The 11,835-nt window shown below is 68.6% G+C and carries 12 protein-coding genes and 1 pseudogene; 2 read left to right on the forward strand and 11 right to left on the reverse strand.

The features are described 5' to 3' along the window. Positions 1-78: 78 nt before the first annotated feature. From VED21_RS01940 to VED21_RS01990, 11 genes are all read right to left on the reverse strand, one after another. A complete protein-coding gene (locus tag VED21_RS01940) occupies positions 79-720 on the reverse strand; it encodes a TerC family protein (RefSeq protein WP_324880622.1) in 642 nt (213 codons plus the stop codon). A 100-nt stretch (positions 721-820) separates the two neighbouring features. Then, positions 821-2,188 (reverse strand): TRAP transporter large permease subunit, encoded by a 1,368-nt coding sequence (locus VED21_RS01945; protein WP_324880623.1) that lies wholly within the window; start codon positions 2,186-2,188, stop codon positions 821-823. 3 nt (positions 2,189-2,191) lie between these two features. Next, on the reverse strand, positions 2,192-3,364 hold the full coding sequence (locus VED21_RS01950; RefSeq protein WP_324880624.1) for a TRAP transporter small permease subunit: 1,173 nt from the start codon (positions 3,362-3,364) through the stop codon (positions 2,192-2,194). Positions 3,365-3,448: 84 nt separating this feature from the next. Further along, on the reverse strand, positions 3,449-4,600 hold the full coding sequence (gene dctP / locus VED21_RS01955) for a TRAP transporter substrate-binding protein DctP (RefSeq protein ID WP_324880625.1): 1,152 nt from the start codon (positions 4,598-4,600) through the stop codon (positions 3,449-3,451). Between the two features lie 508 nt (positions 4,601-5,108). Further along, positions 5,109-5,240: a hypothetical protein gene (locus VED21_RS01960; RefSeq protein WP_324880626.1), complete on the reverse strand. Its 132-nt coding sequence runs from the start codon at positions 5,238-5,240 to the stop codon at positions 5,109-5,111. 68 nt (positions 5,241-5,308) lie between these two features. After that, on the reverse strand, positions 5,309-6,409 hold the full coding sequence (locus tag VED21_RS01965; RefSeq protein WP_324880627.1) for a DUF2336 domain-containing protein: 1,101 nt from the start codon (positions 6,407-6,409) through the stop codon (positions 5,309-5,311). 153 nt (positions 6,410-6,562) lie between these two features. Then, positions 6,563-7,345 (reverse strand): DUF6969 family protein, encoded by a 783-nt coding sequence (locus tag VED21_RS01970; protein WP_324880628.1) that lies wholly within the window; start codon positions 7,343-7,345, stop codon positions 6,563-6,565. A gap of 146 nt (positions 7,346-7,491) precedes the next feature. After that, complete coding sequence (locus tag VED21_RS01975) at positions 7,492-8,139, reverse strand: ABC-type transport auxiliary lipoprotein family protein (RefSeq protein ID WP_324880629.1); 648 nt, start codon at positions 8,137-8,139, stop codon at positions 7,492-7,494. Next, positions 8,136-9,074, reverse strand: coding sequence for an MlaD family protein (locus VED21_RS01980; protein ID WP_324880630.1), 939 nt, complete (start codon positions 9,072-9,074; stop codon positions 8,136-8,138). The genes VED21_RS01975 and VED21_RS01980 overlap by 4 nt, the downstream gene beginning before the upstream one ends. A 5-nt stretch (positions 9,075-9,079) precedes the next feature. Next, the gene (locus tag VED21_RS01985; protein WP_324880631.1) at positions 9,080-9,904 is read right to left on the reverse strand and encodes an ABC transporter ATP-binding protein; all 825 of its coding nucleotides are present in this window, start codon (positions 9,902-9,904) and stop codon (positions 9,080-9,082) included. A 3-nt stretch (positions 9,905-9,907) separates the two neighbouring features. Continuing rightward, positions 9,908-11,047, reverse strand: a complete 1,140-nt coding sequence (locus tag VED21_RS01990; protein WP_324880632.1) for an MlaE family lipid ABC transporter permease subunit — start codon at positions 11,045-11,047, stop codon at positions 9,908-9,910. Positions 11,048-11,219: 172 nt separating this feature from the next. Between VED21_RS01990 and VED21_RS01995 the strand changes: the two genes are divergently transcribed. Beyond that, positions 11,220-11,588: a hypothetical protein gene (locus VED21_RS01995; RefSeq protein ID WP_324880633.1), complete on the forward strand. Its 369-nt coding sequence runs from the start codon at positions 11,220-11,222 to the stop codon at positions 11,586-11,588. 55 nt (positions 11,589-11,643) lie between these two features. Then, a pseudogene (locus tag VED21_RS02000) lies at positions 11,644-11,835 on the forward strand (adenine phosphoribosyltransferase); the annotation flags it as partial.

Here is an 11,835-nt window from a genome sequence, read left to right on the forward strand (position 1 = left end):
CTCCCCTCTGACGCTGCCGCGTGCAACACCGGCGGCGCACCGAAGGTTCCGGCAAGGCTCCGTCTAAGCTTGCCCCCCTCAGGTCTGGCCAGTCGCGGCCAGAAGCTCGAACCCGCCGCGCCAGATCATCTCCAGCGCCACGTACAGGATCACCGCCAGGCCGATGTAGGCAATCCAGTGGTAGCGGCTGAGCAGCCGCGCGATGACCGTGGCCGCCGCTCCCATCAGCGCCACCGACAGCACCAGCCCGACCACCAGCACCCACAGGTGCTCGCGCGCGGCACCGGCAACGGCCAGCACGTTGTCCAGCGACATGGAGACGTCGGCGACGATCACCTGCCACACGGCCGCCCCCATCGTCTTGTGGACGGTGGCGCTTCCCGCCGCGCTTTCCCCGTCGCTGGCGACCATCTCGGCGCCGATGTCCTCCTCGCGCTGCTCGCGCAGCTCGCGGAACAGCTTCCAGCACACCCACAGCAGCAGGATGCCGCCCGCGAACGTCAGGCCGATGATGGCTAGCAGCTGCGTGGTCAGCAGCGCGAAGACGATGCGCAGCACCACCGCGGCGGCGATGCCCCAGAAGATCACCTTGGCCCGCTGCTCGCGCGCCACGCCGGCCGCCGCCATGCCGACCACGATGGCGTTGTCGCCCGCCAGCACGAGGTCGATGAACACCACCTGGCCCAGCGCCAGCAGTTCGGGGAGAAGCGAATCGAACACGGGCGGGGTCTTTCGTCTGCGGGCGGGTGTACGCCTATAACGGCTGCGCGCCTGCGGGTGCAACCCCGCAGGCGCGCAGCCCTGCCCTACCGAGCCCGCGTTACCCGCCGTAGACGAGCCGCGGCAGCCACAGCACGATGCCGGGGAAGACGATGCACAGGTACACCCCCAGCGCCTGCAGCATCAGGAACGGCACGGCCGAGCGGAAGATCGTCGCCATCGACACCTCCGGCGGCGCCACGCTCTTCAGGTAGAACAGCGAGTATCCGAAGGGCGGGCTGAGGAACGCCATCTGCATGTTCACCATGAAGATCACGCCGTACCACAGCGGCACGTCCTTCGGCTCCAGCCCCGCGAAGCCGAACAGGCCGCTGAAGTCCAGCGACTTCAGGATCGGCAGGAAGATCGGCACGGTCAGCAGCAGGATGCCGACCCAGTCCAGGAACATGCCCAGAAAGAACAGGATGACCATCATCAGCGCCAACAGGCCGTAGGCGTCCAGCCCCAGGCCCAGCAGCCCCTCGGTCACGAACTCCTGCCCGCCCTTGACGATGAAGAAGCCGACGAACAGCGTGGCGCCGAAGAAGATCCACATCACCATGCCGGTCGCCTTCAGCGTGGCGATGGACGCCTCGCGCAGCGCGATCCACGACAGCCGGCGGTGCAGCGCGCACACGAACAGCGCGCCGAAGGTGCCGATGCCGGCCGCCTCCACCGGTGTCGCGATGCCCACGAAGATGACGCCCAGCACCAGCACGATCAGCAGGATCGGCGTGATCGTGCCCTTCAGCAGGCGCATCTTCTCCGCCCAGCTCACCCGCTCGCTCGGCGGCAGCGGCGGCCCCAGGCGCGGGTTGATGTAGCAGCGGATGGTGACGTACAGGATGTACAACCCCGAAAGCATGAAGCCCGGGAACACCGCGCCCACCAGCAGCTCGCCCAGCGACTGCTGCGCCACCACGGCGTAGACGATGGCCATGACCGACGGCGGGATCAGGATGCCCAGCGTGCCGCCGGCCAGCAGGGCGCCGCACGCCAGCTGCTGGTCGTAGCCGCGCTTCAGCATCGCCGGCAGCGCGATCATGCCCATGGTCACCTCGGCCGCACCCACCACGCCGACCATGGCCGCCAGCACCGTGCAGGCGACGATGGTGGCCGAGGCGAGGCCGCCGTTGATGGAGCCGATGAACTTGTAGACGACCTCGAACAGCTCCTCGATGATGCCCGCGCGCTCCAGCATCGCCGCCATGAAGATGAACAGCGGGATGGCCGACAGCTGGTAGTCGGTCATGAACGGGAAGACGCGCGACGGCAGCATGTTCAGCATGCCGAAGTCCGAGAACAGGAACAGGAAGACGCCCGCCAGCCCGCCGGTGACGAAGGCCATGGGCAGGCCCGCCAGCAGCACGACGATCAGCGAGCCGAACATGAGCGCGGTGAGCAGCTCGATGGTGATGGGAAGGGCCATGGCTCAGATGCTCCCCACGCTGGTGCTGGTCCCGTCGCTGGGGCTGCCGTGGCGCGCCATCAGCCGGTCCTCGGGACCGAAGGCGATCTCGATGTCGCGCAGCAGGTGCGCGATGCCCTGCAGCATCAGCAGGATGGCGCCGATGGGGATGGTCAGCTTGATCACCCAGTACTGGATGCCCCATTCCGTGAAGGACTTCTCCGCCACCTCCACCGCGTCCATGGCGAAACGCCAGCCGGTGATCAGCAGCGTCAGCGTGAAGATGAAGAAGAAGACGGAGGTGATGACGTCGGCAATGGCCCGCCCGCGCGGGCTCATCTTCACGTAGAAGACGTCGACGCGCACGTGGCTTTCCGTGCGCAACGCGTAGGCGCCGCACAGCAGGTACTGCATGCCGAACATCAGGAACATGCTCTCGTGCGCCCAGTTGGTCGGCGAATTGAACAGGAACCGGGCGACGACTTCATAGAAATAGACGAAGACGGCGATCACCGTCCAATAGGCGACGAACTGGCCGATCCAGTGATTGAGCCCATCGATGGCGCGGGCGACCGGCTGGCTGCCGACGCGCGCGGCGGTGTCCTCCGGCGGCAGTTCGAAGGGCACGTCGTGCGGGTGCACCTCGGCCTCCGACTCCTCGCGGATGCGGGTGCGGCGCGCGAGGCGCGGCAGCAGCAGGGCGTCCACTGCAAGGCCGGCCAGCATGACGAGCGCCACGATCCGGGTGGCGCCGTGCCACCAGTCGGACTGCGCCTGCACCACCTGCAGCTTGCCCTGCGCCTCGGTGAACTGGCCGCGCGCCTTGTCCAGCCGCTCCTGCGCGCCGGACCGGTTGCGGGCGACCGCCGCCTCCTCGCGGTGGATCAGGCGCTCGTACGACTGGGCGTTGGCGCGCGCCTGCGAGATGTCCTCGCGCAGGTTCCGCTCCTGCGCGTTGCCGTAGACGATGGCGAGCAGCAGCGGGACGTAGAGCAGGCCGAGCGCACTGCCCAGATAGAAGCGGTGCAGGCCGGCGAAGCCGCCGCACACCAGGAACAGGTAGGCGATGGGCAGCGACACGCCGGGGTGCCGGCGGCGCGCCTCCTCGCGCTTGACCATCAGGATGGCGATCAGGGGAAAGACCAGCAACCCGGCCCAATAGGCCCAGTGCGGCAATACGAAGCCGAGACTCGGCATAGGCGAACGTCCTTCAGGCAATCGCGAACAGGTCGGCCAAGATGAAAAGGGCGCCGGAACCGGCGCCCTTTTCACGGGGAAGCGTCACATGTCGAGCTTCTGATCCTTGATCTGCGACTTGCTCACATAGCCCAGCGTCGGCGCCATCATGAGGTCCAGCTGGATCTTGAACAGGCGGGCGGCGTCCTTGTCCTTGTTGGCCCACTTGAACCAGATCGGCACGGCGATCTCGGTGAAGCGCTCGATGTCCTCCTGCCCCAGGCGGTTGATCTCGACGCCGGCCCCCTCGAACTTCTTCCAGGCCTCGACGTTGGCCTTCTGGATGGCGCCGAAGTGGATGTTGGAATAGACCTGCACCTCGTCCTCGACGAAGCGCTTCATCTTCGGCGACAGCTTGTTCCAGACGTTCATGTTGACGACGAAGTCCATGAGGTCGACCGGCTGGTAGATCGACATCAGGCCCTCCGGCCCCATGGAGATGTACTTGGTCACCTGCTGGAAGCCGAGGTCCCAGTTGACCGCCGGACCGGTGTAGTCGGCAGCGTCGATGGTGCCCTTCTCAAGCGCCGCGAACACCTCGCCGCCCGGCAGCAGCGTCGTCTTGGCGCCGGCCGCCGCGAAGGTCTCGGCGATCATGCCGCCGGGCACGCGCAACTTCAGGTCGCGGAAGTCGTCGATCGAGCGGATCGGCTTCTTGGAATGGATCAGGTTGGCGTCGTGGTGGATGCGGTTGACGTAGTACAGACCCTGCTTGGCGAAGATGTCGCGCGCCGCCTGCAGCCCGCCGCCCGAATAGAAGAACATGTCCCACTCGTGCGGATAGCGCAGGCCCAGCGTGTAGGAGCTGAGGAAGGCCGTCGCCGGCAGCTTGCCCGCCCAGTACAGCGTGAAGGAGTTCATCGCCTCCAGGACGCCGTTCTTGACGCCGTCGAGCAGCTCGAAGTCGCCGACGACCTCCTTGGCGCCGAAGCCCTTGATCTCCAGCTCGCCGCCGGTCTTGTCCTTGATGGTGCCGCACCATTCCTTGAAGGTGGCAAGGCCGACGCCGGCCGGCCAGGAGGTCTGCACCTTCCATGTGGTGGTCTGCGCGTGTGCCGGGTTCGACACGAACGGCGCACCGATGGTCGACACGGCCGCCGCCCCGGCGCCCGCCACCGACAGCTGCGTCAGGAACCGCCGGCGCGACTCGACGACGCCCTCGACGTTTTCGCGGAATCCGCCCTTCTGCTTGCTCATCGCCTCTCCTCCCTTTGTCTGGTCCCATGTCCGGCAGCCGCTGCGCCGCCCGTGTTCGACTTTGCGCAAGGAGCCGACGCGCACACGCACCGGTGGGCGCGCCATAATTGGTATAGTTTCTAAAATGGTAGGACCAGTTTGTTCGCCATGTCAACAGTCCGTGACATGCTACCTGTGAGAGGTAGCGCGTCCTGGCCATGCTCAAATGGAAACAAAGGCGCCGGAACGGCGAACGCCGTGCTCAGCAGGGAATGGCGCCGACGCACCCGGCGTCTGCATACGCCAGGATTTTCCGGTCACGGGTAACGACCGGGACACCCATTGCCCTTGCCGTAGGATTGCTCAGGTATCGAGCAGAAGTGGTCCGGCTGCCGTCATTCGTGCAGGCGTCTCTCGTCCGCGTTCAACGGCTCGTCGAGCACCGGTGCCGTCAGGTCGAACCCCTCGGGAACGACCGTACACCCCTTGAGGCAGCCGTAGAGATCCGTCCATTCGGACTGAGGAGCCGTCAGGACGCGACGGCTTTGCCGCCATCCGTGATGACGAGGCGGTCGACCCGGTGGCTCGCCAACTGGTCCAGCAGATCCCGGAAACTCGCCTGGAACTCGCTGGCGGTGATCGTGCGTTCTACATGGTCCATGGCTGCCCCCGGCGGACCTTCGGGTCGGCGGACCCGGCTCTTCCAATATGACCGGCCGGCTCGCCGAATCAACGCATCATGTCGCCCAGCTTGGCGAGCAGGTACTCCAGGTCGTCGGCCGCAAGGTCCTCGTACTGGGTGAGGATGCGCTCGATCATGCGGCGGCGGTGCCGCTCGCGGTCGTGTTCCTCGCCGTCGTAGGGCGTCTCCTTCAGCACGTCGATGGCGATGCGGCAGGCCGGCAGCAGGGCCGGCGGCAGCTTCGCCCGGTCGTAGACCGACTTCAGCCCCAGCCGCCCGGCGTCGTGGATCAGCAGGCGCGCGTTGGTCAGCGGCACGCCGGCCAGATGCGCCAGCGCCGTCTCGAAGAAGCCGATGTCGCCCATGCACAGCGCGCGCACGATCAGCGACGGCGTCAGCCGGTTGTTGCGCGACAGCTGGGCGACCAGCCGTTCCAGCGCGCCCTCGTCGCTTTCGCCGCTGAACAGCGTGACGGTCGCGCGCTCGCGGCTTTGCAGGATGGCGTCGGCGGCGACCTGCGGCGACAGGTCGTGGTGCGCCACGAGGTACTGCTGCAGCTTTTCCGACACCACCGCCACCAGCCGCTCGGCCACGGTGACCGGCAGGCGGGAACGGCGGGCCAGCGGTTCCTGCACCGCCTGCGACGCGCCGAAGCGGTCGATGACGCGGCTCAGGCCCTTCTCGCCGATCTGCGCGCCCTCGTTGGCGACCAGCGCCGCCACGGCCCCTTCCGAGCCCCGCTCGATCAGCGCGTCGGCCACCTTGGCACCCACGGTCGGGCGCTGGGCGATGGCGGTGTGCTTGGCGTCGGTGCCCGTGCGCACGACCTCCAGCAGGTCGTCGTCGTTCAGCACCTGGCTGACGCTGAGGATCGGGATGGCCACCGCCTCCACGTCCTTGGCCAGCGTCAGCGCCACGTCGCGCGGCAGGTTGGGGTTGGCCTTCAGGTTCTCGGCCAGCGACTGGCGCACGCGCACCACGGCGTCGCGCGCCATGTGGCGGATGATCTCCTCCGCCAGCCGGCGCTCGCCCTCGGTCAGGTCGCCGTCGAACTGCCGGCCGAGCTTGGCCGCCAGATCCGCCCGGGTGGTCGGGGACGGGTCCGAGAGAAGACGAGTCACGTCTTCCTTGGTGAGCTGCTCCGTCATCGGGTCCCGGAACCCCGCTATCCTTAAAATTTTCGCAGAATGTGCACAAACATCAGGCGTTTGGAACACTCCGCCAGCATCGGACGGAACCGTTGAACCTTTGTTAACAGCCCCCTGCGGCAAGACCTCTCGCCCGCATTGGTCACCGCCTGCTTACGGTGTTTCCGGAAGCACCGGCACCCGCCGCCGCACGCCGCGCAACGCCCGGTCCACGGCGGCGGTCTGCTCCTCCACGGTGACGGCGACCTGCGAGGTGACCTCCAGCGCCCGGTCCTCGTAGACGTTGACGTCCGGGTGCGCGTCGGCCCAGCGCCGCACGGCGGCGTCGCGCTCGCGCAGCAGGGCGTCGATCTGCGGCCGGAACAGGCGCAGCATGGCGGTGACCCAGCGGTTGGCCGGCCAGGACGGGCGCGCGTGGTCGACCGCGAAGCAGTCCAGCATGCGGATGACGTCGTCGGCCGGGTACCACGTCTCGCCGGTCACCCAGCGGTTGGTGGTGAACAGGCGCACGGCCCGCCCGGCCTGGTCCATGCCGATGCCGATCAGGTGCGACAGCGCGTCGTTGTCGCCGGATACCGGGGGCTGGTCGGGCAGCGGCGCCGGCCGCACGCCGCCGGGCATGCCCAGCGGCCGCAGGAAGGTGTGGAAGTGGCCATGCTCGCCGGCCGGCCGCTCGCCCTCGGGGTGACAATGGTAATAGTATTGCGCGTGGTACTCGGCGTCGTAGACGTCGCCCGACGGGTAGTGCCGCCACTCGTACACGGTGCCCTGCCCGCGCAGCAGCTCGCCCACCACCGTGTCGCCGGTCTTGGCCAGCACGCGCTGGCAGGCCCTCACCTCCGCCGCCGCATCGGCCATGGCCTGCAGGGACTCGCGGGGAACCGCGGTCAGGTCGATCCCCAGGTCGGCCCCCGGGTCGATCCCAAAGTCGGTCATGGGCTCAGCCCTCCCGCGTTGCCCGATGCGCTACCCTGAATACGTATGGGGGCATTCGCCGCGCCGCAAGCCTCGCCTGCGCAACCCAGCCTGCCACACCTTAAGCTTGTGCCGGCCCAGCTTGCGCCGGCCCAGCTTGTACCGACTCAGCTTGTGCCGGCCGGCCGCACGGCCGCTCCCTTGCGCAGCGTCCACGCGACCATCTGCCCCATCACCTGCCGCAGCGCCGTGTCGAACGCCTCCACCACCGGGGCGAAGCCGCCGCCCTGTACCGGCACGGTGGCCTCGAAGGTCTCGCCCGCCTCGATGGTCCGCCGCGGCATGGCGACCAGCTTGGCGGCGATGCGCACGCGCACGCGGTCGGGGTTGGCGGCGGAGGGGCCGGTGTATTCGGCCTGGAAGTCGCGCAGGTCCGTCTTGAGCACGAAGTCGGAGCGCAGCGCCGCCGTGTCGCGCCCGACGGAGACGATCTTGCCGCTGTCCTCGAACGACTCGATCAGCACGCCCTGCACCATGTTGGGCGCCCGGTCGGTCCACGACACGTCGGCGAAGTAATCGATGGAGGTCGGCGTGCGGGCCACGGCGATGCGCGGCGTGTCCAGGCCGGCCGGCGCCACCGGCGTCTCCACCAGCAGTTGCCAGCCCACCTGCGGCAGCGCCGGGTCGACGGGCGCGCCGGGGGTGAGCGTGTAGAGCTTGGCCGGAGTGGAGGTGAGCGCCGACGCGCAGCCGCCGACCCCGACCGCCAGCGCCAGCAGCGCCGCGCGCAGCGCGTTTCCCGTGCCTCCGCTCATTTCCCGCGCACCTCCACGCCTTGCCGGGTGCCGCCGAACAGGAAGTTCGACGGGTCGTTCTCGATCCGCGTGACCACCCGCGACACCTGCCCGGACAGGTCCCGCAACTGGGTGATCAGCAGCGTGAATTCATACAGCCCCGTGGTCGTGAAGTCGTGCACCGGCGCGCGGTTTTCGGCAAGCATCGTGTTGACCTGCGCCGACGTCTTGGTCAGCGCCTGCGACAGATCGTGCAGGTCGCCCGACAGCTGCTTGGTGTTCGTCTCCAGCGTGCCCAGCGTGCGCCCGGCCTGCACCACGGTGGCGTCCAGGTGCGGCAGCACCGCGTCCACCTTCTCCAGCGTCTCGTCCAGCCCGTCCGCCGCCTTGGCCAGGTGGGTGGTCAGCGCGCGCACGTTTTGCAGCGTCTCGCCCAGCGCCACCTGGTTGTCCTGGCTCAGCAGCTCGGCCGCGCGGTTGGTCAGCTCCAGGATGCGGGCCAGCAGGCGCGGCGCCGACTCGACCACCTCCGACAGCGTCGAGGGGCGCGACGGGATCACGGGGATGCCGCGGTGCTCGGCGTCCTTCAGCCGCTCGCTGCGCTCGGTGCCGCCGGTGATCTGCACGAAGGCGCCGCCGGTGATGCCCTGCACCTCCAGCGCCGCGATCGAGTCGGTCTTGATCGGCGTGTCCTCCTGCAGCTCCACGGTGACGCGCACCTGCCCGACGTTGGACGGGTCGAGCCGCAGGTCGGTGACGGTGCCCACCGGGATGCCGCGGTAGCGCACCGGGCTGCCCTCCTGCAAGCCGGTCACCGAACCGGTGAAGTAGATGTGATAGGCGTCGCGCGTCCGCTCCAGCTGGAGCTTGGCGATCCAGATGCTGAACGCGAACAGCCCGGCGAGCAGGGCCAGCACGAAGCTGCCGACCAGGATGTAGCTGGCGCGCGTCTCCATGATGCTCAGGCCTCCACATGCCGCGCCGCGCGCCCGCGCGGCCCGTGGAAATAGTCGCGAATCCAGGGGTGGTCGTCGCGCAGCAGCTCGTCCAGCGTGCCCACCCGGATCCTCTTGTCCACCAGCACCGCGATGCGGTCGCAGATGGACGTCAGGCTGTCGAGGTCGTGGGTCACCATGTAGACCGTCAAGCCCAGGCTCCTTTGCAGATTGCGGATCAGCTGGTCGAAGGCGGCGGCGCCGATGGGGTCCAGGCCGGCCGTCGGCTCGTCCAGGAACAGGATGTCGGGGTCGAGCGCCAGCGCGCGCGCCAGCCCGGCGCGCTTGCGCATGCCGCCCGACAGCTCGGACGGGTACTTCGGCCCGGCGTTGGGCGGCAGGCCGGTCATGGCGATCTTCACCCGCGCCACCTCGCGGATCAGGTGTTCGGGCAGCTTCGTGTGCTCCTTCAGCGGCACCATGACGTTCTCCGCCACGGTCATGGAGCTGAACAGGGCGCCGTCCTGGAACAGCACGCCGGTGCGCGCCTGCACCGCCACCCGCTGGGCCACCGACAGCCGGTCGGTGTCGCGGCCCAGCAGCTCGATGGTGCCGGCCGCCGGGCGGATCAGGCCCAGGATCTCCTTCAGCAGCACCGACTTGCCGGTGCCGGAGCCGCCGACGACGCCCAGCACCTCGCCCCGCCGCACGTCGAGGTCCAGCCCCTCGTGGATCACCTGCCGGCCGAAGCGGGTGACGAGGCCGCGCACGCGGATCACCACGTCGCGCGCGTCGACCGGCGCAGCACCCTGCAATTCCCCGACAGTCCCTCTCTCCGGCAGGTCCGGCATCCGTCACACACCCAGGAACGAGAACAGCACCGAGAACAACGCGTCCAGCACCATGACCAGGAAGATCGATTCGACCACCGATTTGGTGGTCAGCCGCCCCACGCTCTCGGCGCTGCCCGACACCTTCAACCCTTCGTAGCAGCCGACCATGGCGATGACGAGCGCGAAGACCGGCGCCTTCACCAGACCCACCGCCAGCGCACCCGGTCCCACCGCGAACTGCAGCTGGCGCAGGAACTGCCCGAAGGAGATGTCGAGCACGAAGTAGCTCATGACCGCGCCGCCGAACAGCCCCATGAGGTCGGCGTAGAAGGCCAGCAGCGGCAGGGTGACGATCAGCGCCAGCGCGCGCGGCACCACCAGCAGCTCCACCGGGTCGAGGCCGAGGGTGGAGATGGCGTCCACCTCCTGGTTCACCTTCATGGTGCCGATCTGCGCCGTGAAGGCGGAGCCGGAGCGCCCGGCGACGATGATCGCCGTCATCAGGATGCCCAGTTCCCGCAGGATCGAGATGCCCAGCAGGTTGACCACGTAGATGTCGGCGCCGAAGCGGCGCAGCTGGTCCGCCCCCTGGAACGCCATCACCACGCCGATCAGGAACGACAGCAGCCCCAGAATGGGCAGCGCGTTCAGGCCAGTCTGCTCGATGTGGAACATCACCGACGTCAGGCGCAGCCGCCGCGGCCGCACCAGGATGCGGCCCATCGTGATGGTCATCAGGCCCAGGAACGACAGCAGGTCCACGCCCTCGCGCAGCGCCTCCACCGTGGCGCGGCCGGTGCGCTCCAGCATGTCGATGATCGGGTGGGCGCGCTCGTGCCGCACCGGCGGCTCCACGGCGGCCGTGCGCACCGCCTCGAACAGCGGCGCGTGCTCCGGCCGGATCGGCGCCACCTCCACCGCGTGCCCCTCTCCTTTCAGGCGCTCGGCCAGCCGCGCGATCAGCAGCGCGCCCACGGTGTCCAGCGTGTCGAGGTTGCCGAGGTCGATTCGCACCGCCGCCCCGCGGGCATCCGGGCGCACGCGGTCGAGGTCGCCGGACAGGGCGCCCGCCCCCTCCAGATCCCACCGTCCGCCGGCCGTCACCAGCCACGCGCCGCCGCCGTCGCGCGACGTCTCCATCCAGGCCCGCTGCGGCGCCATGCGCCCTGTCCCTCCCACAGGTTCCCCCCTGCTCGTGCGCGACCTTGGCGGGATACCCGGCGGGGGTCAACCCCCGCACTCCTTGCGGAATCCCCGATGGAACTTCCATCGCCCCGCCGCCACCAAGAGGGCGAACGCAAGAACACAACGCGCGGATATCGGAGTGTGGACCATGACGAAGAGCAAACTGTGGGCGACGGCCCTGGCGACGGTGATCCTGGCGGCGCTCGGCGCCGCCCCGGCCGAGGCGCGGTGCATCGAGAACCAGTCCTCGGCGCGGGTGAAGGTCGACATCCACTTCCTGTGGATCAACCGTATCCAGGCGTACCTGCAGCCCGGCGAAAGCTACTGCTACACCTACAACTTCCTGGCCTCTTTGCGGCTGGACGCCTCCACCATCAATGTCCACGGCGCCGTGGCGAAAGGGTTTGCGGATTACCCGGTGACGACCAACCTGACCCGCGTCCGCGTGTTCGACGAACGCGTCTACGAGAGCAACGGCGTGAAGTTCTACGAACTCGGCTTCTGCCGCGATTGCTGACGGTCGCGCGCGGTGCGGCTAGTATGGCCGCACCGCCTCCCGAGGAACCATCCACATGAACCTGAAGGATCACATCCGCGGCATTCCGGATTTTCCGAAGCCCGGCATCCTGTTCTACGACATCTCCCCGCTGCTCGCGCACGGCGAGGCCTGGCAGGAGGCGATCCGCCAGCTGGCCGACGCCATCCGCCCGCACGAACCGGACCTGCTGGTGGGCATCGAATCCCGCGGCTTCCTGCTGGCCGCC

The organism is Azospirillum sp. (assembly GCF_035627195.1).
Lineage (GTDB): Bacteria > Pseudomonadota > Alphaproteobacteria > Azospirillales > Azospirillaceae > Azospirillum.